This window comes from Vibrio genomosp. F6 (genome assembly GCF_005146325.1).
GTDB lineage: Bacteria > Pseudomonadota > Gammaproteobacteria > Enterobacterales > Vibrionaceae > Vibrio > Vibrio cortegadensis.
Genome location: NZ_SYUT01000028.1, coordinates 35,193 through 62,174, shown reverse-complemented (window position 1 = coordinate 62,174; position 26,982 = coordinate 35,193). Strand labels below are relative to the sequence as shown.

20 protein-coding genes are annotated in these 26,982 nt (G+C 41.7%); 12 read left to right on the top strand and 8 right to left on the bottom strand.

The window, feature by feature from the left end:
- Nucleotides 1-323: 323 nt before the first annotated feature.
- The 3 genes from FCV43_RS11680 (at nt 324) to FCV43_RS11670 (ending at nt 4,382) form a co-directional block, all read left to right on the top strand.
- Nucleotides 324-1,565 (top strand): L-lactate MFS transporter, encoded by a 1,242-nt coding sequence (locus FCV43_RS11680; RefSeq protein WP_136995281.1) that lies wholly within the window; start codon nt 324-326, stop codon nt 1,563-1,565.
- Between the two features lie 256 nt (nt 1,566-1,821).
- Nucleotides 1,822-4,176, top strand: a complete 2,355-nt coding sequence (locus tag FCV43_RS11675; RefSeq protein WP_136995280.1) for a fatty acid cis/trans isomerase — start codon at nt 1,822-1,824, stop codon at nt 4,174-4,176.
- Between the two features lie 23 nt (nt 4,177-4,199).
- Complete coding sequence (locus tag FCV43_RS11670) at nt 4,200-4,382, top strand: hypothetical protein (RefSeq protein ID WP_017053579.1); 183 nt, start codon at nt 4,200-4,202, stop codon at nt 4,380-4,382.
- Nucleotides 4,383-4,475: 93 nt separating this feature from the next.
- On the opposite strand, the gene torS is transcribed toward FCV43_RS11670, so the two are convergent.
- On the bottom strand, nt 4,476-7,436 hold the full coding sequence (gene torS / locus FCV43_RS11665) for a TMAO reductase system sensor histidine kinase/response regulator TorS (protein WP_136995279.1): 2,961 nt from the start codon (nt 7,434-7,436) through the stop codon (nt 4,476-4,478).
- Nucleotides 7,437-7,531: 95 nt separating this feature from the next.
- Between torS and torT the strand changes: the two genes are divergently transcribed.
- Nucleotides 7,532-8,572, top strand: coding sequence for a TMAO reductase system periplasmic protein TorT (torT, locus tag FCV43_RS11660; protein ID WP_017053577.1), 1,041 nt, complete (start codon nt 7,532-7,534; stop codon nt 8,570-8,572).
- Between the two features lie 91 nt (nt 8,573-8,663).
- Complete coding sequence (locus FCV43_RS11655; RefSeq protein ID WP_017053576.1) at nt 8,664-9,119, top strand: methylglyoxal synthase; 456 nt, start codon at nt 8,664-8,666, stop codon at nt 9,117-9,119.
- Between the two features lie 205 nt (nt 9,120-9,324).
- Here FCV43_RS11655 and helD read toward each other — a convergent pair whose 3' ends face one another.
- Nucleotides 9,325-11,394, bottom strand: coding sequence for a DNA helicase IV (gene helD, locus FCV43_RS11650; protein ID WP_136995278.1), 2,070 nt, complete (start codon nt 11,392-11,394; stop codon nt 9,325-9,327).
- A 193-nt stretch (nt 11,395-11,587) separates the two neighbouring features.
- On the opposite strand from helD, the gene yccS reads away from it, so the two are divergent.
- The 6 genes from yccS (at nt 11,588) to FCV43_RS11620 (ending at nt 18,820) form a co-directional block, all read left to right on the top strand.
- On the top strand, nt 11,588-13,741 hold the full coding sequence (yccS, locus tag FCV43_RS11645; protein WP_136995277.1) for a YccS family putative transporter: 2,154 nt from the start codon (nt 11,588-11,590) through the stop codon (nt 13,739-13,741).
- 405 nt (nt 13,742-14,146) lie between these two features.
- Nucleotides 14,147-14,332: a hypothetical protein gene (locus FCV43_RS11640; protein ID WP_113799755.1), complete on the top strand. Its 186-nt coding sequence runs from the start codon at nt 14,147-14,149 to the stop codon at nt 14,330-14,332.
- A 61-nt stretch (nt 14,333-14,393) separates the two neighbouring features.
- Entirely contained in the window at nt 14,394-14,744 is a 351-nt protein-coding gene (locus tag FCV43_RS11635; protein ID WP_136995276.1) for a hypothetical protein, read from the top strand.
- A gap of 132 nt (nt 14,745-14,876) precedes the next feature.
- Nucleotides 14,877-16,136, top strand: a complete 1,260-nt coding sequence (locus tag FCV43_RS11630) for a hydroxymethylglutaryl-CoA reductase (RefSeq protein ID WP_136995275.1) — start codon at nt 14,877-14,879, stop codon at nt 16,134-16,136.
- 232 nt (nt 16,137-16,368) lie between these two features.
- A complete protein-coding gene (gene glpD, locus FCV43_RS11625; RefSeq protein ID WP_240697156.1) occupies nt 16,369-17,976 on the top strand; it encodes a glycerol-3-phosphate dehydrogenase in 1,608 nt (535 codons plus the stop codon).
- A 178-nt stretch (nt 17,977-18,154) separates the two neighbouring features.
- Nucleotides 18,155-18,820, top strand: a complete 666-nt coding sequence (locus FCV43_RS11620; protein ID WP_136995273.1) for a PilZ domain-containing protein — start codon at nt 18,155-18,157, stop codon at nt 18,818-18,820.
- Nucleotides 18,821-18,924: 104 nt separating this feature from the next.
- Here FCV43_RS11620 and luxQ read toward each other — a convergent pair whose 3' ends face one another.
- From luxQ to FCV43_RS11595, 5 genes are all read right to left on the bottom strand, one after another.
- On the bottom strand, nt 18,925-21,510 hold the full coding sequence (gene luxQ / locus FCV43_RS11615) for a quorum-sensing autoinducer 2 sensor kinase/phosphatase LuxQ (protein ID WP_136995272.1): 2,586 nt from the start codon (nt 21,508-21,510) through the stop codon (nt 18,925-18,927).
- Nucleotides 21,507-22,607, bottom strand: a complete 1,101-nt coding sequence (locus FCV43_RS11610; RefSeq protein WP_017053567.1) for an autoinducer 2-binding periplasmic protein LuxP — start codon at nt 22,605-22,607, stop codon at nt 21,507-21,509. The genes luxQ and FCV43_RS11610 overlap by 4 nt, the downstream gene beginning before the upstream one ends.
- A gap of 216 nt (nt 22,608-22,823) precedes the next feature.
- Nucleotides 22,824-23,120 carry a GIY-YIG nuclease family protein gene (locus FCV43_RS11605; RefSeq protein ID WP_136995271.1) on the bottom strand — a complete coding sequence of 99 codons (297 nt, stop codon included), beginning with the start codon at nt 23,118-23,120 and terminating at the stop codon, nt 22,824-22,826.
- A gap of 5 nt (nt 23,121-23,125) precedes the next feature.
- Entirely contained in the window at nt 23,126-23,797 is a 672-nt protein-coding gene (locus FCV43_RS11600; RefSeq protein WP_136995270.1) for a YceH family protein, read from the bottom strand.
- Between the two features lie 214 nt (nt 23,798-24,011).
- Nucleotides 24,012-24,227, bottom strand: a complete 216-nt coding sequence (locus tag FCV43_RS11595) for a hypothetical protein (protein ID WP_240697155.1) — start codon at nt 24,225-24,227, stop codon at nt 24,012-24,014.
- A 175-nt stretch (nt 24,228-24,402) separates the two neighbouring features.
- Here FCV43_RS11595 and FCV43_RS11590 point away from each other — a divergent pair, with 175 nt between their 5' ends.
- Nucleotides 24,403-24,717, top strand: coding sequence for a DUF496 family protein (locus tag FCV43_RS11590; RefSeq protein WP_113799774.1), 315 nt, complete (start codon nt 24,403-24,405; stop codon nt 24,715-24,717).
- Nucleotides 24,718-24,873: 156 nt separating this feature from the next.
- On the opposite strand, the gene FCV43_RS11585 is transcribed toward FCV43_RS11590, so the two are convergent.
- The gene (locus FCV43_RS11585; RefSeq protein WP_136995269.1) at nt 24,874-26,931 is read right to left on the bottom strand and encodes a peptidase U32 family protein; all 2,058 of its coding nucleotides are present in this window, start codon (nt 26,929-26,931) and stop codon (nt 24,874-24,876) included.
- Nucleotides 26,932-26,982: the final 51 nt, after the last annotated feature.

The window sequence follows — 26,982 nt, the reverse complement described above, 5'->3', positions numbered from 1 at the left end:
TCATTTATCTACAACAAGTTAACACGGACATTTTTACAACATCAGAAAAACCCAACTTTCATCATCAAAGAAAAAACATTGAGTATGAAGCCACTGCCATATCAACCTTCAATCCTCATCCCAACCAAGCAGTTAACAACTAATTATCAATTACTTTTCATTTGAAATTATTTTACATTCGCTCACAAAAAGAGATTCCAATCACACTTTTATTGGTTATAATCCGCGCTCTTTGCGACATCTATTGATAAATGCAAACTTATTTTGAGAAAAACACATTAACTAACTCTTCTTTCTATGAAAGAACCAAACTGAGAATAAAAATGAGCAAGATTGATAAAGCAATGCGTATCCTGCTAGCAGGTTTTTGTATCAACCTGTGTCTTGGCATCTTGTATGCGTGGAGCGTATTTAACAAAGCACTCGTAACCGACTTTGGATGGAGTGCGGCGGACGCATCTTCTCCTTATGCCATCGCGACCGTCACTTTCTCAGTTTGTCTTTTAGTTGCAGGTATCCTTCAAGATCGCATGGGACCACGTAAGATCCTTATCCTAGGCACAACATTAACAGGCCTAGGGATGATCGCTTCTGGTTTCGCTTCATCCGTTTTTGCGCTAAATATTACGTTTGGTGTGATTACCGGTGCGGGTATCGGTTTTGGTTTTGGTTATGCTTGTCTTGCTCCATCTGCAATGAAATGGTTCCATATCTCTAAGAAAGGCATGGTAAATGGTTTGATTGCGGCTGGTTTTGGTTTAGCGGCAGTTTACCTAGCCCCGCTAACATCAATGCTAATCTCTGAAGTGGGCATCAATACTAGCTTTATGATCCTTGGGGCTGGCGTGTTAGCGATTGCTGTTCCATTAGCGTGTACGATCAACAACCCACCAGAAGGCTACCAAGCTGAGCAACCAAAAGTAAAAGCAGGAAAAGCATCAATTGCGGTTAAAACGTCTGCTGATATGACTTGGAAAGCGATGCTAAAAACGCCTCAGTTCTACTCTCTTTGGGTAATGTACGCTTTTGCTGCCTCTGCGGGTTTAATGATCATTGGTAACATCACTAACATCGCAAGTGTTCAGGCTAACTTGCCTAATGCCGTTTACCTTGCATCAATCCTTGCGATTTTTAACTCTGGCGGTCGTGTTGCCGCGGGTATTCTTTCGGACAAAATTGGTTGCGTTCGTACTTTGATGCTTGCTTTCATCTTACAAGGCATCAACATGGTGCTGTTTGCTTCATTTGATACAGAGCTAACGTTGATTATTGGTACTGCGCTTGCTGCTGTTGGGTACGGAACATTACTTGCAGTATTCCCATCAATCACTGCTGAATACTACGGTCTGAAAAACTACGGTACAAACTACGGTGTTTTATATACGTCATGGGGTTTAGGCGGTGCAATCGGTGCTGCGATTGTAGGTTATTCAATGACTCAAAGTGATGGTTACACATTAGCGTATACCATTTCAGCAGGCATGATGGCAACCTGTGTGATTTTAGCTTTCGTGACTAAGCCGATGTCTGAAGAGAAAATTGAAGCACTTCAACAAGCTGCTTAATCTGGTTTTAAGATCGAGTTTCAAGGCCTAGCTATCAAGATCTGGCTTGCAAGATTTAGCTTTCCAGACTTGGATTTAAGATCATCGATTCGATAGAAAGGCGTATCACTAAGGGTGGTACGCCTTTTTTTCCCATCTTAGCTCTTTATTCGTCCCCAACCCCAAGCAGATCGTCTTACTCATTGATCGTACTAAATTTGTCGCTAACTTATATATCTGCTTTAATTAGCGCATCACTTGCTAATTTCATAAGACAATGCCACTTCGTCACATTATTCTACTTTGCTTTATTACCGTGTTTTCCGGCTGTGCTGTGTATGCAGGTCTAAACTACGATCAACTATTTGGTCCTCAACAAGTCAGAGATCGTCAAGCACCTCTTCAATCTCCTCAGGCGCACTTCTTTTTAGACGAAGTAAAGCCCATCATAGATAAGCGATGCGTTATTTGTCATGCCTGCTACGATGCCCCTTGCCAACTCAAAATGTCCTCCGTTGAAGGGATTGATCGTGGCGCGTCTAAAGAAAAGATTTATCAAGGCACACGCTTAACGGCTTCAAAGCCGACACGTTTATTTGAAGATGCTCAATTGACGCAAGAGTGGCGTGACAGTGGCTTTCACCCAGTACTAAATGAGAGAGTTCAAAACCCTACAGCCAACCTCGATGCCGGACTAGTGGCTCGTTTACTCAGCCAAAAAGAGAACCACCCTTTACCACAGCAAGTTCAACTCGAAGGCTTTGATTTTTCAACCGACAGAGATCAACAGTGTCCAACCATTGAAGAGTATGCTCAATACGAACAGGATTACCCAACTTGGGGGATGCCTTATGGTATGCCAAACCTCGAAGCATCCGATTATAAAACTCTAATGGCGTGGTTAGAGAACGGAGCTATCATGAATGAGCATATTCCGTTGTCTATGGATGAACAGTCCAAAATTGCCCAATACGAAGATCTCCTCAACAACAACTCACGTAAAAGCCAGTTAACTGCTCGTTACTTATATGAACACCTCTTTTTATTCCATCTCTATTTCTCTGAGTTACCCAGCCATCCACGTTTCTTTACTTTAGTACGTTCAGAAACACCACCCGGAGAGCCTGTAAAAAGAATTGCGACTCGTCGCCCTTATGATGATCCTAACGTCGATCGTGTCTACTACCGTTTGATCCCGGAACAAGGGACAATCGTCGATAAAACACACATGCCATATGCACTGAACAGTGATCGAATCGGGAAATGGAAAGAGTGGTTTATTGATGCTGACTATGACGTAGAGCAATTACCGAGTTATCACGTCGAAGTCGCAGCGAACCCAATGACAAGTTTCCATAGTTTGCCAGTAATCGCGAGATTTAACTTTTTGGTCGACAACGCGCAAAACACCATCATGGCTTTCATTAAAGGTCCGGTATGTCGTGGGCAGCTCGCTCTCAATGTAATTAACGATCGATTTTGGGTATTTTTTGTCGATCCGCAAAAAGCAAATTTACCTGAAATCAACGATTTTTATTACTCCCAAGAGCAAAACCTAAAACTGCCTGGTGAATTAGAAAGTAACACGCTTCCACTCACGAATTGGGTGACATACGCTCGTCAACAAGCCCGTTATCTTGATGGAAAGTCAGAATTTACTAATCAGTGGTTTAAAGGTGCTGATTACCTCAACACCTCTATTCTATGGAATGGTGAACAACGTAACCCTAATGCCGCACTGACAGTATTCCGCCACTTTGATAGCGCCTCTGTTGTCCAAGGCCTTGTTGGCGACAAACCCAAAACAGCATGGGTTCTTGACTATGCCCTACTCGAAAGAATTCACTACTTATTAGTCGCGGGTTTTGATGTTTATGGTAATTTCGGCCACCAGCTGATCACTCGTATGTACATGGATTTCTTACGTCTTGAAGGAGAGAGTAACTTTTTAACCCTGCTGCCTAAAGATGTACGCCATCAAGAACAATCCAGTTGGTATCAGAACCAGAGCGCTCAATTGAGTGATTTTTTGCAGCGTAATATCAGACCATTTGAGCAGGAAAGTAGCGAAATTTACAAAACTGACGATCCAAAATCAGAACTTTACGATAAAATCGTAAACCACTTAAAACCAGTTCTGAATGATCGCTATGATATTGTCGATACAGGGTTTACCTCTAGTAATGAAGCCCAACTTCAATCGATCGACAAAATCAAAGGCGCTGGGCTTCTCCCCTTGCCACAGATCACGATGTTGATGATTACATCCGATGGTGGAGATGATCAATTATTCACTCTGTTACGCAATAATGCTCATCAAAATATTTCTAGCTTATTCGATGAAAAAAGTAACCGCGATCCTAAGCATGACTCTCTTACATTGGTTCGTGGGGTTATTGGGAGTTATCCTGCGGCTTTCTGGTCATTAGAAGAGTCTCAAATCCCTGAGTTAGTCAAAAGACTAAAAAATCTCAAATCTGAGCAAGACTACATTAAGTTATTGGATCGTTTTGCAATTCGAAGAAGCTCAGATAAATTTTGGCCCTTCAGCGACAGAGTCCATGCTTGGTATAAGCAGAATCAACCTACTGAATATGGATTGTTGGACTACAATAGGTTTGAGAATCGGTAGTACTGTCGCTATAGGAGGCTCCTATGAGTATCAGAGATAATATCGAAGCTCTTGAACAGCAAATTTACGTTGCATGTTCAGAAGGCGATTATGATGCGTTAAATATGTTAGAGAATCAGTTAGAGCTGTTACGCGGAAAAGCTGAGCACCCTTTTGATGATGACCCAAATGCATTAGATCTAGGAAGCCGCTTTGAAAACAATTAGTAACAGAACGGATAGCTAACAAACCATCGCATCAATACTAAAAATCCTCTGTTGATACAGAGGATTTTTGTTTTTACCGTCTAGAACTTTTATCTAGCCGATTGTTGTATTTAACGCTTCAATTGATTGCTCAACCAAATTCGCCAGTGTTTCATGATCTTTCCGGTATGCCACCAAAGGCTCACCTGCACTTTCAATCAACATACACGCATGAAATAACCGTTTTAAACCTAAGCTGCCTGCGGACCCTTTTAATTTATGCGCGAGCGACTTCACTTCAAGATAATCATCCGCGTTGTCCGCAACTTGTAGGCTCACTAGTACGTCTCGGCTACTGGTTACAAACAGCCCTACGATTTCACGCATTTTATCTCGGCCTAGAATAGACATGTCCCCTTCAATGACCGTAACATCTATCACTCTTATCTCATTTGGTGTATTTTTTTCATCTGAAGAACTTACACTCTCATGCATAGTGCAATCATCCTTATTTAACGAATCAACACCCTCTTCATCTAGTTGAGGTAATACTAACGATTTCCCATCGAGAGTACTTTGAATGAGGGCTGCCAATGCATCCTTATCAAGTGGTTTAGGTAAGTAGCCATCAAACCCACTTGATAAATAACTCTCAACTTCTTCATTGAAAACATGGGCAGATACCGCCACCATTGGCGTTGGATGAGCCTGTAATGTGATCTCTTTATTTTTCTCAATCGCCTTCAAACTGCCCAGAAGATCAACGCCATTGCAATCGGGTAAGTTAATATCCAACAACGCGATATCAAAATGCTGCGATTCAAAAATTTGCTCAGCTTCGGCTCCGGTTTCCGCAGTCACCACTTCATGCCCTAAGTTCGATAAGAACCCTTCAGCAACCAGGCAGTTCACAGGGTTATCTTCTACCAGTAAGACTTTAGCTTTAATCACCGTGTTCAAGCTCGTCACTGATGGAATATCCACCTTTTCTCCGGGTTGAAGCTCTAAACTAAACCAGAAGCGACTCCCCTCTCCAACGTTTGACTCTAAATGCAACTCCGCATCCATCGCCTCAATAATTCGTTTACTGATGGCTAGGCCTAATCCTGTTCCCCCAGTCGAATTAATCCCACCACTAGCCTGAGTAAATGGGTCGAATAGGTTTCTTTGTTCTTCTGGGCCAATACCAATACCAGAATCGCTCACTTCAAACATCACTCGCTTGTCGTTATCAACATCCATACTCACATAGATATCAACTTCACCGCGTTCCGTAAATTTAATCGCATTACCCACAAGGTTATTGAGAACTTGGCTGATACGAGTTACGTCTCCCCTCCAATATTTTGCAACATCACTTTCAATATGCTGATAGAAAGCAAGATGCTTCTCTTGCGCTCGGCTTTGCATTAGCTGAAAGGCATCATCAACCATATGGTGCAAGTTGAAAGAGGATTCACGAATTTCAAGGTGACCCGCCTCAATTTTTGAGTAGTCCAATATATCATTCAAAATAGCGAGTAAGTTTTTACCGCTACGGTTAATAATATCGACGTACTGCCCCTGCAATGGATCTAAGCCACTGTCTTTAAGTAAGTGGGCCGTCCCGAGTACCCCATTCATTGGTGTTCGGATTTCATGACTCATTGTCGCGAGGAATGCAGATTTGGCGCGACTGGCTTGTTCCGCTAAAGAGCGAGCTTTCGCATGGTTCAAAACTTCTACATTGAGTCGTTGGTTCGTTTTCTGCAGTTGATGAGTTCTGTCAGTAACAAGCTCTTCAAGGTGTTCCTTGTGTTCCTCTAAATCTCGCTTCGCTTGTGCCTCTCCTTCTGCTACTACCTGCAAGGCTTGAGCGGTGTTTCTAGCAGTAACGATGGCTTGTCCCATATGCGCAAGTTCATCATTTCCTTTGACATGGATCGTGACATCTAAATGCCCCTGAGCAATCGAAAGTAGAGCAGATGAGTATTCTGTTAGGCGTTTCACTACCGAGATGTACACCACCTTCCAGACGATGATCACGGCAATGATTAAACCAATGATCGAGATTAAACTCAGAGAAAGCTGCGCGTAATTGAGGGTTTTTGTTAACTCTTCTACCGCTTTTGTGGTGGTCAGGTTCGATTCATCAACTAAGCTGTTTACGGTATTGTTCAACTCACTGAAAAGGCTCAATGTATTTTGCATTAAGAACTGAGACTGCTGCTCGTTCTCATACTTTTCCATTAAGATATCAAATACCACTTGGCGCTTACCCAAATCGACTAATAGTGCAGTCATCTGCTTGGATCGCGTTGGATCTTCCACTGCACGAACGCGGCGCATCATAATTTTTAGGTTATCTTGAAATTCACTCTGAATAATCTGGATACGTTCAATATTCGTAACGGTACGTGCTTCTTCTATCTGATTGAGCATTTTAAAAGCTAACAAATGCAGTTCATGTAAGCGTTCTGATAAATCGAGGTCAACTTCAACTAATGCATCCAGTGCTTGGTATACCTTCTCAGTCTGTTTATTCTCTAATAAGTCATAGATATGAGTGACATTCGCCACCGCAATAGTACTGGTATTCAATACCTGCGTTCGAGTCAACTGTTCTAACTCGGCACTGAGCTTACGCATCTCTTCCACTCGGATATGCAACTCACCACTCAACCACAGCTTCTTCTCTACGGTAATACCGAGTTCTGCTAACGTATTGATGACGCTTTCAACGTTATTTTCGAGTCGAGTCAATAAACCAGAATCAAAAGAATCCGACCCAAGGGCTTTAATATGTGTAAGAAGGGATTCAAGTTGCTCAAACAGCATTTTCCCAGATGCTTTACGCTCCTGTTCATTTTTGGCATTTGACAGAGTTTGAACCGATGAGATGATCCTAGAACTCAGCTCAGAAACTTGCCTCGCTTCTATCATTGCCGGAATGGCAGAGTCCACGACATTTCTTTCCGTTTTCGCCACAAACGAAAAACCTGAAGCGCCAATGAGTGCAGAAAGTAATACCAGCAAAGCCATGATCAAAAATGAGAACAATAACTTACGGCCGATACTCGCGGTTGCTAACAACATAAAATGATAACCTTTGAGAACATGCTTCTTAACCGAACGATAATACGTTATATTTTGCAGTGTTTATCCAATCAATGCCAATGAACTATTATTCCATGCCTAGACCTAAGTCACTTTCAGCAACATTAGTACGTCTCGCAGCCACCATCAGCCTGGTAAGCATGCCAATTTCGACTGTTTTTGCTGAACCGTCAAAGACGCAAAAAGTTAACACTCCAGCACCAAAAATATGCGCGATTTACCCGCACTTAAAAGATTCATATTGGTTATCCGTTAACTACGGAATGGTTTCTGAAGCACGAAAACAGCATGTGGAATTACGAGTTCTAGAAGCAGGTGGTTACCCAAACAAGATTAAGCAACAGCAGCAACTTTCGCTGTGCACTCGCTGGGGTGCAGACGCCATCATTCTTGGAACCGTGTCACCTGATGCTTTTTCTAATAATTTAAGTGAATTTGTTGGCTCAACACCGGTTTTTGCCACGGTGAATAAATTGGTACTCAATGACAAGCAGAGTGATTTACTAAAAGGCGTCGTGGGCGTTGACTGGTACTGGATGGGCTTTGAAGCAGGTCAGTACTTAGCCAATGCGCATCCTAAAGGGAGTGGTGTTACCGATATTGCCTTCTTGCCTGGGCCAAAAACAAGCGGCGGAACAAAACCCGCAACTGTCGGCTTTTATGATGCAATCAAAGGAAGCGATATAAATATCGTGGTGAGCTATTGGGCTGACAACGACAAAGAATTGCAGCGAAACCTTGTTCAAAAAGTCATTGATACCCCAAATGTTCAATACATAGTGGGAAGTGCAGTTGCCATTGAAGCCGCAGTCAGTGAATTACGAGCTGCTGAAAAAACGGATGACATTAAATTAGTCTCCACTTACTTAAGTCATGGCGTTTACCGCGGCTTACTCCGAAATCGTGTAGAGTTTGCACCGACCGATCAAATGGTCCAGCAAGGCCGCTTATCCATGAGACAAGTTATTCACTACCTAAACGATGAAAAGTACGCTTTTGATAGTGCTCCGAGCATTGAACCTCTCACACCAAAAACGTTACAGCGCAAAGTAATTGAAAATTCTTTATCTCCATCAGAATACAGGCCTACTTTTAACATAAAAGAGATTGAATAATTCAAGCGACCTATGTTTTAGTATCAACCGTTTATAATTCTAACAAGACTCAGCACAGACTGTTGATATTACTATATTAGGGAATACTTACATGCAAAAAACGACTCGTACTATGCCTGCGCATAAACATGTCGCTCTTGTGGCTCATGATCACTACAAACCTGAATTATTAAAATGGGTTGTTGAAAATAAAGAAAAGCTTCAAAGCCATTTCTTATACGCGACTGGCACGACGGGTACCATGCTAAGCAAAGAAACCGGTTTAGCCATTAAGAGTATGATGAGCGGGCCAATGGGGGGCGATCAACAATTAGGCGCTCTTATCGCAGAAGGAAAAATCGACATGATGATTTTCTTCTGGGATCCACTCAATGCCGTACCTCATGATCCAGATGTAAAAGCGCTACTGCGCATAGCCAGTGTTTGGAATATCCCCGTCGCTACAAACCGCGCAACGGCAAAATTCTTATTTGAGTCTAAACTGCTCGAAGAGGAAGTGGTCATCGAGATCCCGGACTACGAAAACTACTTAGCAGATAGAACTTAATTAATCTGATTCGTCAGATGGTTAAGTCGTCGTAAAAACGCCTTCTTTTTGATCTTCAATATTTATTCTAATCGTAAAAAGAAAATCATGCAGAAGGCGATATCTTGAACTTAATCTGTGAATTTCGAGCTTTGATTCTGTCTTTAGCTTTTAGCTTTTAGCTTTAAAAATACTGACTCTTCACTTCAAAATTCAGCCCGTTTCGTTATTTCTTTCTTATCACTGGCCAATCACCAGAATTCAACTCTTGAACAAAGCCTGAACCATCACCGCTATGGGTGATCCATACTTTATGTCTAGCACGGGTCATTGCGACATAGAATAACCTTCGCTCTTCGGCATATGGAAAGAGATCATCAGATTGAGACAACGCCCCATCAAGATGTAACTGTTTTTTCTTCGCAGGGAGTTGCCCTTCATCAACACATAGGATAATGACGAAATCCGCCTCTTTTCCCTTACTGCCATGGCAGGTCATAAATTGAATATCAAGCTCTGTAAACTGCTTCTTCCAATCCATGAGTAGTGTCGGGCTGTGGTAATGATTTCGCCCAAGCAGTAAAACACTCGGTCTGTTCTTCGCAGACTTAGCGATACCCTCTAAGATTTTTTCAACACTAGCACTTGGAGCTGTCACCACGGCTTTCTGCTTTTGCTGCTTAAAGCTGTTGAGCTCTTTTGGTATCTGACGTGGGTTAGCTTGTATAAAACGGTTGGCTACCTCACCGATCTTGCTATTAAACCTATAGGTCATATCAAGGTTGTGTACGGTTGAGTTTGGAAAACGTTTCTCAAAATCTGTCGTTAAATCAACATCTGCCCCTGCAAATTGATAAATTGACTGCCAATCATCCCCCACCGCATATAGAGAAGTGCTGTAAGCTTGCTTATCTTGTTCGCACAAGGCTTGAATGAGAGCGAGTCTATCTGGTGAAATATCTTGGTATTCATCAATCATGATAAACTTCCACGCTCCTTGAAAACGTCCTTTTTCAACGTATTTCGTAGCACGGCTGATCATCAATGGAAAATCAATCTGATTCTGTTCTTTTAACATCTGTTGCCACGCTTGCACGCAAGGCCAACAAAGCGCAAGCTCGCTATTGAGCCTTGAATATTCAGGGTGCGCAACCAAGTTCTGCTGAATGTCTTTCTTTGACAGCCCTGATGCGCAGAGCTTTTCTAACTGAGTTTCTAACCAGTTAATTAGTTTAGGATCTTCAACGTGACTGCCTAATTCATCATCCCCGGTCAAATACGCAATAGGCCATTTAGACAGATGCTTTTGCCAGCGTTTAAAGCTCGTTGGAGTCATCCAATGTTTTTTAAGCCAATCAATACACCACGCTTGCTTAAGTTTGCTATCCAATGCAATCGGAGAGATCACGACATTGTTACCTTCAACATGTTTAAGGATGCTTAATCCTAGTTGATGGAAGGTATTGACTTGAACTTGCTCTGCTGACATGCCAATTTTTGAATCCAGACGCTGTTTCATTTCAGCGGCGGCATCTCGCCCAAACGCCAGCATTAAGATTTGATCCGCTTGTGCTTGATGACTCTGCATTAAGTACGCAACGCGAGCCGTTAATACACTCGTTTTACCAGACCCAGCCCCCGCCAAAACAAGGTTATGGTCATCATTGAGAAGCACGGCATGTTGCTGAGAGGCGTTAAGAGGTGAAGATTCACATTGGGAGAATAAAACTTCCCAATTCTTTTTCTCGTTCTCAATCCAACCCTTATTACGGCCAGATAATGTTGATGATGGCTCTTTAAGCCAAGATTGCAGGCGTGATACACGTTTCGGTAAACGCAAAGCCGCTTCATCTATACTCATGCTCATTTGAGAAAAATCATGATTCACTTGAGTAACCCAAGCATTCACTTGAGAATGTTGGAGAAATGCAGGTTGTTTTTCTAATTGATCTAGCGTCGCTTCCCACTGTGGTAGATATTCAGCCAGCTGAGAACATTGATGATTGTGCCACTGCTGATAAGTGGCTACCGCATGGCGGGCAAAGTTGCGGCACAGCGCCCAAGGAAGCCCTTGAACAACCCAACTTTTTGTTTGACCATTTTCTTCATGCGCAAAAAATTGTAACGATCCCCAAATCAAACCTCGATGTAACCCTACTCTACCATCCCAAACGGTGAAGGGTATTCGCTCTTCACTACCAGAAGACGAAAGGAGTAAACGATTATCATCAAGTTCGACCTGATAATATTCGTTTTGAATAAAAAACTGTGCAGTCTTATTTGCGCTTAGCTGCATGAATAAATGCTCATTAAAATTTCATTCAGCGATTTTATACTAATCAGGCATTGTATTGAAAAATTTATGTCAATATTTGATAAGGTGAATTTATAATCGATCAGGAATATTTATTAACTTATATTCTAATTACATCAGAACCTTGCGTGTCTATTCTGCTAGTATAATGTTTTTGGTTTTTATCTGAGTTATTGTGAAGTTACCAGTCAAATTACGCCTATATTGGGCAAATAAAACAATCAATTACAGCATTCTGATTCTTATCACTCTCATGGGGGTGGTTTTACCTGCTTGGTATTATGAGCAGCATACCTTGATCACCCCTCTGATCTTAGGTGTGATTGCCGCAGCACTGGCTGAAAGTGAAGACAATTTCTCTGGTCGAGTAAAAGCCATAACCCTTACCTTTATCTGTTTTGCGATAGCGGCATTCTCAATAGAGATACTCTTTAATACACCTTGGTTATTTGCTATCGGGCTTTTCCTCTCGACGTTCGGCTTTATTATGCTCGGAGCTATTGGCCCCCGTTATGCCAGTATTGCCTTTGGCTCTTTATTGATCGCGATTTATACCATGCTTGGCGCGCATGAAAGCACCAACTTGTGGTTCCAGCCCTTATTACTATTAAGCGGCACGGCATGGTACTTTTTCATGTCGATGATCTGGCATATTTTCTGGCCTATGCAGCCCGTTCAACAAAATTTAGCCAATGTATTTCTTGAAGTGGCTAACTACCTAGAATCCAAGGCTAAATTGTTTCACCCTGTGACCGATTTAACGCCGCAGCCTTTACGCATAAATGAAGCCAGACTCAATGCGAGCACGGTAACCGCCCTAAACAACTGTAAAGCCACTCTATTGGCTCGATCTAAACGTGGGCATATAGACAGCGCCAGTGACCGTTTTTTGAATGTTTACTTCCTAGCGCAAGATATCCATGAGCGAGTGAGTTCAAGCCACTATCGCTATCAAGAACTAGCACAACACTTTGGACGATCGGATGTGCTTTTTCGATTTAAATACCTACTAGAGACACAAGCACAATCTTGTCGAAAGGTGGCGGAATCGATTCGTTTGGGTAATGAATACCAGCATGCCTCGGATTCAACATTGGCGCTAGATGAGCTTCAAAGCTCCCTAAACAACCTAAAAGAGCAGCAACGCCCTGAATGTCGAGCGCTTCTTGCCCAACTTGGCTATCTATTTACTAACCTTTCTACTGTAGAAAAACAACTTTCCAACGTAAGTAACCCCGACGTCACTATCATTGATGACGGCACGCTTGATGACACCGACCCACGCACCATAAAAACAATGTGGCAAAAAGTTAAAGCGAACCTCAATAAAGACTCACTGCTATTTCGACATGCCATCCGCATGGCCCTCGCGCTTACTGCGGGTTACGGCATCATTCAAGGGTTTGATATTGAACGCGGCTATTGGATCCTACTTACCACGCTGTTTGTTTGCCAGCCAAACTACAGTGCGACCAAGCAAAAACTTATTGCTCGTGTAATTGGAACATTGGCAGGTTTGCTTGTTGGTGTCCCACTGTTAACCCTCTTCCCATCTCAAGAGAGTCAGCTATTTTTCATTGTTATCTCAGGCATTATGTTTTTTGCCTTCAGAATGAACAATTACAGCTTTGCCACCGGGTTCATTACGGTTCTCGTACTATTTTGCTTTAACCAACTCGGTGAAGGCTATGCCGTGGTATTGCCTCGTTTAGCCGATACTTTAGTGGGCTGTGCTCTGGCTGTTTTAGCATTGATGTTAATTTTGCCAGACTGGGAATCAAAGCGACTTCATAAAGTGATGGCGGATTCTATACAATCGAACCAACACTATCTTGCTCAGATCATTGGTCAATATAGAATAGGTAAGAAAGACACTCTAAATTACAGGATCTCCCGCCGCTCAGCGCACAACCATGATGCTAACCTAACTTCTGCAATCAGCAATATGCTGGCAGAACCGGGAAAATATCGTGCAGCGGTCAATGAAAGCTTCCGATTCTTAACATTAAACCACGCCTTGCTGAGCTATATTTCAGCGTTAGGCGCTCATAGAACACAACTGGATGACCAAGCTACGCATCAATTGATCTTAGATGCACACCGTGTTATCCATCAGCATCTAGAAGCAATACATCATCAACTTTATGAACATAAAACAGAGTGCGATATTGATAGCATCGGCCAAGGCGACCTTCTTACACGCTTAAGTGAATGGAGAGAAGAAGATGACAGCTCAGTTAGAATGGTGCTTCAACAACTTCATTTGATATATCGAATGCTTCCAGAATTGCACTCACTGGCCAGTAAGTTTGCCGTGCGCACTTTATGATTTTTAGCACTTGATGATCTTTAACGCTTTATGATCTTTAACAGAAGCATTAAGCAAACAAAACCAATCACCTCTCATGCAGCGGCCAATCTATAGTGCCGCTGTTTGCTTGCCCTAAGTCCCCCTGATAAAAAATGTCATCGCTGATTAAAATATCGACGTTTATTTCACACGCCACTCATTATCATCATCTTAAGCTCAAAAAACACATACCATTCGCCGAGATATTAGTCACATTACTTGACGAACAATTGAAGCGAACTTGACACTGCCCGGACAAAAAAACAGCGTTCAAAACTTAAAGTAAATCTATACAAGAGAGACTAAATTGATGCAATTGAAGTAAAGCTCTTCCTTCTCTCAAAATGTGTATTTTTCGGTCATACCACCAGTAGAGGTAACGTTATGAGTTCACGACAATTTGAATTACTAAGAAACCAGCTTCAGCTACTTTCACCCCAACAACTGAAATCGTTGCAAGGTGAAATATCAAATACTCTAGGTGATCAAAATAAAGATTTGCTGACCGATGAAGAAAAAAACTTAATTTTCAACCTCTTCTCTTATGATGAGGCACCCAGTGTTCAATGAGCATAAGTTGCAGGATCTCACTAAGAGGTTTAAGCTGTAGATAGTACGAAGGAGTTTAGCTATGTCTATTTCCGGTATACAGTCAGGCTACCAAATGATCCAGCAGTCATCTGCAATGGCAGAAGACGCTGCGCGTGATATAAATCAGATTAATAAAACCCCTTCTCATGTGGAATCAGAGTTCCAACCAAAAACTGAAACTCCTCCAAAGCAAGACCCTATCATCACCCAAGATGACAGCCTTAGTTTCAACAAAATTGAATTTATGAAAGAGCCGGAACCGTCAGCGCCAATATCCTATGTTGATTCCACGCAGCAATTAACTCAAGCGGCAGGTTATAATCGAATTGGGGCTAATATTGTGGAACGCAGCAATGAGATGATTGGTAGTTTGTTGGATATCCATATTTAGTCACTTCTCCTGCGATGTTTACCAAATATATACGTGTAAAAATCCGCGATAAACGGTTACCTCTTTTAACCAGCCCTTGTTTCTCAATTTGTTGTCGGTAGAATCGACCCAAATCAATTATGTTGTACTCTTATGCCAAAACTTAATCTGCATCGCCGTGACTACGTTTCAATTTTAGGTGGCGATATCTCCGCAGACGAATTAGAGCAAACGCTCCAGCCAAATTTTTCTCCAATCAAAAACAAACTGACTCCTAGCCCTTATTTGACAGACAAGAACATCGAACGTCGCTGGAAAGCCCTCAATCAGGATGACTTAAAAGCCCAACTTCTCGATCCCCATACTCTTGCGAATGCGCAAGCCTATGAAAAAAATATCGAGCACTTCATCGGGACGGTAAAAATCCCAGTAGGCATTGCGGGGCCACTTAGAGTCAATGGGCTATTTGCCAAAGGAGACTTTCTAGTCCCTCTTGCCACAACAGAGGCGGCTTTGGTCGCATCTTATAACCGTGGCGCGAAACTACTGAGCGCATGTGGTGGTGCAAGCGCAATGCTATTGAATGAAGGGGTGACTCGTACTCCGGCTTTCGCTTTTTATGGTATAGCTCAAGCAGGACAGTTCGTTGCTTGGGCGGTCACTCAGTACGACGAATTCAAAAAAATTGCGGAATCTACAACGTCACATGGCAAGCTCACCGATATTAATATCAATATTGAAGGCAATCACGTTTATATCGTTTTTGAATTCTTAACCGGTGATGCTTCAGGGCAAAATATGGTGACCATTGCCACCAATGCGGTTTTCGAATTCATTATGCAGCACAGTCCCATTCAGCCCGAGTATGCGTTCCTTGATGGCAACTTATCCGGTGATAAAAAAGCCAACACCCAGACACTTCGGAGTGTGCGAGGAAAGAAAGTAACGGCAGAAGCTCATATACCAGCAGAGTTAATTCAAAAGTACCTACATACGACGCCCGAAAAAATGATGCAATTTGGTCAAATGACAACAGTGGGTGGTGCACTAAGCGGCACGATAGGCATTAATGCCCACTACGCCAATGCGCTGGCTGCACTGTATATTGCATGTGGCCAAGATGCGGCATGTGTCGCTGAATCCGCAATAGGTATGACAAGGATGGAGGTCGATCGCGAAGGCGGTTTATACGCCAGTGTTACGCTCCCGAATTTAATGATTGGTACGGTTGGAGGTGGTACATCTCTTCCAAGCCAGAAAGCTTGCTTAGACGTCATGGGGTTATTTGGTAATGGTAAATCCCAGGCGCTCGCAGAAGTCTGCGCGGCGTTATGTCTTGCGGGTGAGCTCTCTATTGTTGGAGCATTCTGTGCAGGCCACTTCTCAAGAGCTCATCACAAACTCGCACGCTAATACTAAACTTCCCTCTCAAACTCCCCTCTCAAAACGCTACCTATTCAAACATTTTTGTTATTCAAAAAGCCTTACTTATCCAGTAAGGCTTTTTTCGTCTATGCTTTATTTTGAGTGAACGAGTAAAAAACATGATCTCCATCATATAAAACAATCAAAAAGTAACAAATATGAAAAATAAATGTGTATATTCAACTCACCAAATGAGCGAACGAACACAAAAGGCAGCGATATGACCAAGATAACGAAACAAAGCGAATGTAATGATACAAAATCATCCATCTTAGATCTGATTGTTGTCGGCGGTGGTATTAATGGTGCAGGCATAGCTGCAGATGCTTCGGGCCGTGAACTTACCGTTGGTCTATATGAAGCGAAAGATTTTGCTAGCGCGACCTCATCGGCGAGTTCAAAACTGATCCATGGTGGGCTGCGCTATTTAGAACATTATGAGTTTCGTTTAGTGGGTGAGGCGCTAGCCGAGCGTGAAATTCTACTTAAGAAAGTGCCACATATTGCTAAACCAATGCGTTTTCGTTTACCACATCGCCCATATCTACGCCCTGCTTGGATGTTAAGAGCTGGACTGTTTCTATACGATAACTTAGGAAAACGAACCTCATTAGCCGCGAGCCAAAAAATCAAGCTAAACGCTGGAGTTGTCACTAAACCCGACATGAAAATAGGATTTGAATATTCAGACTGCTGGGTTGATGATGCTCGTTTGGTTATTCTCAATGCCATTCAAGCTCAGCAGAATGGCGCGGAGGTAAAGAATTACTGTAGCGTTGAAAAAGCCGAGCGTGATGGTGATATCTGGGTGGTCACTCTATTTGATCATGTCAGTCAACAACGATTCATTCGTCGCTGTCATACCCTAGTGAATGCGACAGGCCCCTGGGTGAAATCATTTATTACGGACAAAATGAATGAACAATCTCCTTATGGTATCCGATTAATCAAGGGGTCTCACCTTATCGTGCCAAAAATTCATGATGAGGAGCAAGCCTATATTCTGCAAAATGCAGATAAGCGTATTGTGTTTGTTATCCCTTATTTAGACAAATTCTCGATGATTGGTACCACCGACGTTGAATACGATGGAAAACCACGAGATGTCGCGATCAGCGCCGAAGAGACGAAGTATTTGCTTGATGTCGCGAATAAGCACTTTATGACTCAAACTCAAGAGACAGATATTATTTCATCATTCAGCGGTGTGCGACCGTTATGCGATGATGAATCAGACTCCCCACAAGCCATCACACGTGATTACACTATCGCCCTTCAGCAAGAACTTGAACAGGCTCCTTTGCTTTCAATCTTCGGCGGCAAGCTGACCACATATAGAAAACTAGCTGAATCTGCATTAAGCCAATTATCTGAATTCCTCCCACATATGGGACAAGCTTGGACAAAAGATAGCCCATTACCTGGTGGTGAAAGTTTTCATTTTAATACCCAGTTTAGCCATCTCTCTAAGAAACTCCCATTTTTGAATCCCGTAATGATAAAGCGTTGGCTAACCACATACGGGAGTCGAACTGAGAACTTACTTCGCAACGTAGCATCGCAAGATGATCTTGGTCAGCAGTTTTCAGATGAGTGCTATCAAGTCGAAATCGACTACCTTATTGATCATGAGTTTGCTGTCACCGTGGAAGATATACTCTGGCGTAGAACCAAACTAGGGTTACTTTTAACTACCCAAGAAATCGATAACCTATCACTGTATGTAAACAAGCTAAAATCGCCTCAAGAGATGAATATCGAAACTTATTGTAACGAACCGATCAGCGATACTCCCTTAAACGCTCAAGCAAAAGCAGTCAATGGGTAGTTAAGTATGTAAAGAAAAAATTCAAGGCAACGTGACTTCGATATTGCACACAATAACGGTGTGATCACACACTTTTATTGTGTTGCATATAAAAAGCTAACAAATTGAATTATTAACGATTATATTTTATCTAATTTCGGCATTGGAACGGCACTTCTAGGATAATCGTTAATAATTTATGAGCTCAAAAAACAACAACAGCCAAGATATTCAAAAGTTCATGAAACCAGGGATGAAGGTTTCAGTCACTCTTGAATTTGCCCCCACAGATAAACTGATCATTAATACTCACTACATTGGCTGCAAAGACGAGCAATATCTCATTATTGAACTCCCTATCAAAATCTTAGAAGATCTATCCATGCGTCAACTGGCTAATGTAGATACCGTAATCCGCGGCATTTCGGATACCGAACTCGGGCACATTATTGCTTTCAAAACGTCGGTGATAAATACCATTACCAAGCCTTTCCCGTTGCTTTTTTTAAGAGCACCTAAACAGTTCGCTACAAAGGCCGTTAGAGAACATCAACGCTATAAGCTTTCGCTTCCTGTGACAGTGAGTTATCAATCGAATGTCTTTGAAGGAACAATTCTCGACTTCTCAGTTTCAGGCTGCGGCCTTCTATTAGAGACCAGAAATGAATTAGTTTGCGACACAGAGATAAACGTTGAATCACAATTGAAGCGTTTTCTCCCTAGCGATATCAAATATTGTATTGTGAGTGTGAAAAGGCACCAAAAAGGTCAGTTGGTTGGTATTAAGTTTGATAATCCAATCATCATGGGAGACGATCTAAAACAGGAGATACTAGAGCAAGCTTTTATCGCGGGTAGTATTTGATCGTCACATGAACGCAGGGCTTACCTTTAAGCCCTACAAATACGGATACAACTAAAAAACGAATGGGCAATGAGTGAGAAATGAATACATCACCATGGAGCTATTCACTCTTCTGAATTAAGAAAATGCCTTTTAAAATGAACGAACGCAGCATGTAGCACATGTTCCTTAATTGGCTTAACAATCACATAATTAGCCCCAGCGGCGATGAATGCATCATTAGTAGAAGCAAGGCTATCTGCAGTACAAGCGTATATTGGCGTGGATATGTGTAAATCGTTTCGAATCGCCATGGTGGTTTCGATTCCGCCTAAATTCGGCAACTGGTTATCCATCAGAATCAGATCAAAAGACTCTGCCTCAATAATTTTCAGTGCACTCAACCCATCTTTCGTCCACTGCACATCCATCCCATATTTTTTACAAAATGCCTGTGCGATAAATGCGTTGGTACCATTATCCTCTACTAGCAGCACCTTCAGTGTTCTGTCAAAAAGCTCATGAGGAAGAAGTTCTTGTTCTGTTGATTGAAAATCAGAACCGACAGAACCACTCTTCACAGGGACAGTGACTACAAATTCTGTACCTACTCCCTTTTCACTCCCAACTTGAATATCACCCCCTAGCATATCAACCAGGTTCTTTACTATGGTCAGACCTAAACCACTACCACCGTATTCGCGTGTTGTTGTTGATTCCTCTTGTACAAAAGGATCGAACATTGCGTCCAAACGCTTCGGATCAATACCAATTCCAGAGTCCTTAATGTTAATAATCAGCATGTCATTATTTGCAGACTCAAACTGTTCTAAATCGAAGCCAATTTTAATGGTTCCAGAGTGTGTAAATTTCACTGCGTTACTTAAAAGATTAAACAAGATCTGATTCAAACGAACTTGATCTGTGTAAATCAACGTATTCGTTGCCAAATTATTCTTAATAACTAACTGAACATCATTTTCGGCACAGGCAGGCTGATAGATAGTTTCAAGCGTATTCACGAGTTCAGAAAACTTGAACTCATTAAGCTGAATATTAAACTTACCTTGTTCTAATTTTGAAAAATCCAGAATGTCATTGAGAACAGCCAATAGATGTTCACCACTATTGCATAAGACATCAATCTGCTTAAGGTTTTCAGCATCATGAATAGAGCGCTTTAATAGCTGGGATACACCCAAAATACCATTCAATGGCGTTCTGATTTCATGACTCATTTTCGCTAAGAAATCAGCCCTCATTTTTGCCGACTCTTCCGCCTCTTTTCTCGCTAAATCACTCTGTTTTTCAGCTTCAATGAAGGTTGTAACGTCTTGGCCTTGGACAATAATGCTAGAGATATCCCCTTCAATCCTTATCGGGGATAAATTCCAGCGGTAAACTTTATCTCCAATCGGAACGTTAACTCCGGTAAGCGTTGCGCCTTGAGCTGACATTCTAATATGAGGAATTAACTGGGACTTAAATACATCAAAATGAGGTAAAATCTTGTACTGTCCTAACTCGTTTGCTTTCGATAACTCTTTGCGAGCTGCTGGATTCATCTGCAAAACATCACCAGCGCCAGACCAAACAATAGTAGGAGAGAGTGCAAAGTTGAATAGATCTTGAAAAGACTTCTCCTGCTCAGCCAACCGCTCAAATGTGCTTTCGAGGGTGTGACCAATATGATCGAATTCATAGATCGTAGATCCTTCAAACCCTCTTTTGGCGTCTTTTATCCCGGCGAGTTTAGTGTAAGTCATTAATTTTGCCAGTTCGTTAGAGACTTTTTTCTGCACCCATTTCCGTGTGAATGCAAAAACAGCGCAAATAGCGAGCATGGTGAAAATCAGGCCATACTGATGATTTCTTTTCAACGCCATTACACCTTTACTGTACTCGACAGTAAATACCGTCAGAGGTGTCTCCTCATCATTAACCTTCAATGCCGTTGCACTCACCAAAGTCTCTCCAAGCTCGCTATCAACTTGTTTTCTAAAACTAATAATGTCATCGGCAGTATAAGGCTCAGAACCTAGCAAGGTTGTCGCGATTGGTAGATCTTCTAAAGCAAGTACCACATTATCGCTATTACTGCGTCGTTGAAGAGATTCGATCAACATGACGTTGTTATCGAGGATCATCCCAACATAAAGTTGGCCTAATACTTCTCCCGAATTATCATTGATTATCGGAGAACGCCTCACTAATAAGTGTTTAAGCCCTATTGAACTATGAAGTTCAAGTATGTGCCAATTACTATTAAACGCAACTTGCTCTGCAACATCATTAAGCAATTCAAGAGATAAACCGTAGAATTCGGCGTTGCCATCATCCCAGATAATACCCTTTGGTTTTGCAATAAAGCGTACATCAGGAACATGTTTAGGCTCACGTTGATCCAGCCCTAGGAAATAATAATCGAGAAGTTCTTCGTCTCCAGCCACAAAAAAATCCACCAACGTGTCACTTTTCGCATTACTGTCTTGGTGGATTTGCAAAACAGCCAATCGGTAATCAAACAGACTTTGAATCAAACTCGATGTCTGCTGAAGTGTTCGGTTGACTTCTTGTTTAATTATACGATTACTGAATTGAAAACTTTGTACAAGCACGCCCAACGTCAATATGCAGATCACCAAAATGACAATTTGTGAAATTAAGGTAACAAGTGAGCGTTTTTTCGTTGGGCCAAGCTTTATTTTCATGACTTATCTGAATACCTAAAAGCACGTTCTTTTAATTTTTGGATATGTTCAGGCTCATCCTCGGTAGAGACTACTTCAAAGTCTCCAGAATAAACGGTAGGCACCTTCTTACCTTCTAAATCAAGTTTGATCGCTTCTGCCATTGCAACGCCTGTATCATCGTTCATTCGCATAACAGTCACATCGAGCTCACCACGCTCCAAAGCTTCAAGTTCGGCGGAGCCTCCTCCCCATCCGTTAATTTTGATATCCGTACGGTTCAGGTCTTCTAAAGCTTGCACCGCTCCCAGTGCAACGTCCGTCGAACAGGCGTAAATAAAATCGAGATCAGGCGTTTTTTCAATGCTCAACTTGGCAACATCATACCCGCTGGCTTTCGTCGTTTTTGTGTAGAATGATGAGCGCAATTCGTAATCTGAATGGTGACTCATCTCTTGAATAAAAGTATCACCCCTAGCATCACTGATGTAGCCTTCAGAAAAGTACAGTACCGAATAGTTACCTCCAGCCTTAACGTGTTGTTTGAAATAGTCCGCTAACGCTAAGCTTCCTGTTGAGTGGTCAAAGCCCACGTAGAAGAAAGGTTGGCGATTCTTCCATGCGCGAACAGGCGTTGTGATGTTTTGCAATATTAGCTTTGTTTTTTCGGAATTAATCACATGCTCAATAAATTTACGATGACGTGTTGTATCCAATGTAAAGATCAAATAATCCGTTTCATTTTGAATGGCTTTTTTTAAGGAAAGGCTTTGCTGCTTTACATCAATATTAGGGCGAGTAAATACTTGGTTAATTTGATATTGGATACCAAGTTCATCTAACCTTGCTTCAAATGCTCTGATGTTGCGCACCCAATAATCAGATACCTGTTGACCTGGATACACAACCGAAATTGTGACGGGTTCTTTTTGTTTAACCGAAATCTTTTGTGAGTCGTTACGAACGATATCACTGAATATCTGGTTCAATTCATTCTGTTTCGGGAAAGTTTCCAGAAACTCTTTATATTCCCAATACCCTGTGAGAACTTGCGCTGGATGCGCCATTAATGGCATGGAAAAACTAGCCAATGCGGAAAGCAATAGTAAACGTTTCATTTTTATCTCAGCCTAGATGGACTACATTGGCCCATAATTATTAACCTAATCAATGACCATACTCTTACGCATGGTATGAAAATCATTATGAGTTAACCTTATTAAAAATGATAGTTCTATGCCAGATAAAGATGGCGGGAATAGCGTGTAAAAGAGAAGTTAAACCGATAAAAATAACGCGGGGGCTTTATCTATTGATCCCAAGGATGAGTAATGTCAATTGATGTGCAGTGTTTCTAGATCCCAAAGTTTCTGAATTAATTGTTCCTTCTTTATTTTTGGCAACTTTTTCAGCTTAATTTCGTATTTTAAAGCCAAACTTTTCGTTTCGACAGAGTGACTCCAAACGAGATCCAGTGGCCCTTTTCCGCGAAGAAACTTAGCCCCTTTTCCCATTTGGTGTTGTTTGAACCGACGATCTACATCGACCGTTATTCCACAATATAGTGCATCACTTCGTGTCCGAATTAGATAAATGTACCAAGACGGACACGTTTCGCTTACCTTTGTCATGAAAATCAGAGAACAGATTCAACTAACGCTTTGAGCTCAGCCAACTCGTTCTTCAATTCTGCCACTTCTTTCTCTAGTGACTCGATTCTTTGAGATGATGAGTTTTCAGAAGAATGGCTCATTGTTGAACTGACCGGCATTGCCGCCGCGATCGAATCCACGTCAACAGCACCGCTTAAAAGATGCTGATAGCGAGATTCTCTCTTACCCGCTTCGCGTGGCAATTTCACCACCAAAGAACCTTCGGCACGATTCGCTAGCTTTTCAAGTACCGCTTCCACCTCTTTTACATCTGTGAATGACGCCAACCGATTAGTACGAGTGCGCAATTCGCCAGGAGTTTGAGGCCCACGAAGTAACATGCAGCAGATAATGGCGCGTTCTTGTTCACTAAACTGTAAATCGCCAAATTCAGTGTTACAAAAACGATGCTGATACTTACTCACACGGCTATTAAAGCTACTCTCATCACTCACTAAACGACGAGAGATAAGGCTCTCTACGACATCAAGAATATCTGAGTCACTCAAGGCCATGACAGGATCTCGGTTACTCTTCTGATTACATGCAGTGGTTAGACTATTAAGTGTTAGAGGGTAATATTCAGGAGTGGTTACTTCTTTTTCAATCAGACAGCCAATGACTCTTGCTTCAACAGGTGACAGTTCAATGCTCATACTCAATTCCTTGTTTTTATTATTAGCTTTGTTGCATTAGTAAATCTAACGACTCAACCATTTAAAGCGCTGAATTTACGTTGTGAGTGTTAAATTCTGGCTCAAAATTTTTAGCTTTGCATCTCTTGTTATCAGCAGTGTAACTATTGGTATTCAAACATTGATATTCAAACATCGATATTCAAAAACATTAGTAACCAAACATCCGTTTTCACTAATGCTCCGGAATCAGTGGGATGCGTTTCATATTGCCTTTTTCATCAACCAATATGATTTTTGCTCGGTTTAGCTCAATCTCAGTTATCTCTAATTTTGTTCGCTCAGAAATATAGGCCTCACGAAGTTTTTCTTGCTCTACTTCACCTTCAGGTTCTACGTCATGCGACTCGTAATCATCTTGTTCGACTGGCTGTTCCATGTTTTTTTTCATTACACTGTCATACTTAATAACGCATAATATAGCGAACGCACAAGCGAACACAATCGATTAAAGAGAGAGTGCTGATTAATTCACCAACATCGCCAGAGGATTGATCTTAAGGCTGTTCTGTATTCATTTGTTGTGCTTTAATCAAACCAGACATATTTTAGACTAGGAAAAAACTATGAGTAGTGTATTTGAAATCGTAAACCAAGCACGTCGTAAAAATAAGCTAAAACGTGAACTTGTTGATAACGAAAAAAAAGTTCGTGATAACCGTAAACGTGTTGATCTACTTGATAACCTTCTTGACTACATTAAGCCAGAAATGAGCCACGATGAGATTCTGGTTATTGTTAAAAACATGAAAGCCGATTACGAAGATCGCGTTGATGACCACATCATCAAAAGTGCTGAGATCTCTAAATCTCGCCGTGACATCAGCCGTCGCATTCGTGAACTGACTGAAGAAGATAAGCAAACTCAAGGTAAAAAATAACCTTAGCTTATCGATAAGATTCTGGTAGACCTAGCTTGCACACAACCTAGTGTGTTGTTTCATTTCGCAGCTAGAAGTATCTAGGTGACAACAAAAAAGCCGAAGCAATATAATATTGCTTCGGCTTTTCATTAACCTTTATCTATAAACCTTTGTCTATAAACCTTTTTTATATTGCTGGCTGCTCGTTTGCGCTAATGCCTGTTTTATCGCAACTAATGCCGGAGACTCGACCTTATCGCCACGAGTGTCCAAATGGTTCATCGATTCCTGTAGCATTTCTTGGAATAGCACAACCAAGGCTGCGTTATCGATCTCCGCTTTATCTAAACTCACTTTGGTCTGTGTTTTGATATTTCGTAGATCAATCAGAACATCAGAATAGAGCCCTGCACAATCTTTAAGTACGTCTGTATTCAAGAAGTTTTGTTCGCTGTACAAACTGTTGTGATCGCCTTTTTTCTTATCAATCACATAAGGCTTATCTTTCAAGTTAATGATAGAGGTTGTTTTCTCACACCCCTTCAAACAACGATTATCCACACGCTTTTTCTTACAACCTACACTTTGTAAAAATAGGCACTGACGACTAGTTAGCATCGCAATCGGGTGGTAAATGCTATGAAACAGGCGGAAGTTATCTGGACGAACGATCTTACGCATCTGCAGTTTGCTTAACTCATTAGAGATAAAAGCACCGCTGCCTTTGTACTCTTGTTGAATACATTTGAGCGCATACGAATTAGTGATATTCAGTTGCGGCCCTGCAATCCATTGAATGCCTCTTTCATAAGCCAGTTGTGCTACGCCTGTATTATTGGTGACGATCAACGCTGGCTTAACTGTATCTAAAAACGTTCTCGCCGCTTCAAAGTCATCTCCAATTTGAATAGCAGAAAACCAAGGGATCAAAGCTGGATTTTCAGTAAACAGTGTACTCAATTTAGCCAACTGTGTGCTCAGCGCCATCGGTAACTGATAGAAGACATCTAAAGGTGTCGTTGAAGTGTTCATTTCGCACAACGCAACATCTTCTGCCGATGAGATAAGTACAGATAATTTTGGAGCCGAAGTCAAAGGCGTTGATGGTGGTAGCTTTGGTAATTCAACGGCTTTCACGTAATCGGGGTCGCCTTTTACTACCGTTAATGACTTTGAATCATCAATCACTAAATCTTTGGTCTTCTCTTCCACCAGCGCCATGATATCCGTTTTTTCATCAAACAGATCTTTTTTCACTTTATCGATACTGGCTTCGGTAGTACAGCCGTAAATCTTAGTGAAGTGTGTAGACGAATTGTCTCTTGGGTTATCGATATACATATCTTGGGAGATGTTATCTTTCAGATATGAGTTCGAAAAGTCACGATTAAATACCGTGTATAGACCTTTGGTATCGGTTAAAGGTTGGCCACCAGCACAATAAGTGTCTATCTGTTTACGCCAATTGTCGACCACAGTATAAACGTAATGCGCTTTCTTGATTCGACCTTCAACTTTTAATGAGTAAACACCCGCATCAACCAACTCATTCAAATCACCATAAGCAGAGTTGTCTTTCATGTTCAGTGGGTAATTTTTACCTACTTTCGTTGTTTCGTATTGATCACGGCAAGGCTGGCTACAACGACCTCGGTTCCCCGATGCACCATTTTTGACAGAACTGATGTAACAAAGGCCCGAAAAGCCAATACAGTAAGAACCATGCACGAACACTTCCATTAGAACATCATGCTCTAGTCCAAATTGAGCTAAATGTTTAATCTCGCTGATATTTAACTCTCGTGAAAGGTTTACACGGCTTGCACCTAACTTATTTAGTAATAAGATTTGACCTTCATTATGAGTGTTCAGTTGTGTTGAAGCATGCATGTCCAAGCTAGGGAAGTAGTGCTTAAGAATATAGCCTAATCCAAGATCTTGAATGATAACGCCATCGATATGAGTGTTAACCAATTTATTCAATAAGCGGACAACCGTTGGTACTTCACTTTCAAGAATAATGATATTCAAAGTCAGGAAGATTTTACAGTTGTGCTGATGAGCCAAATCAACCAAACCGTTTAAGGTATCTAGGTCGAGGTTTGTTGCTCGATTACGGGCATTAAATTTATCTAAACCACAATAAACGGCATCCGCGCCAGCGGCAATCGCCGCTTTTATCGAATCTATATCGCCACCAGGGGCCAACAACTCAAATTGATCTTTATTCACAGAAAATGTACTCGCCTTACTGTATAGCGTAATAATAAGGCGGGTATTTTA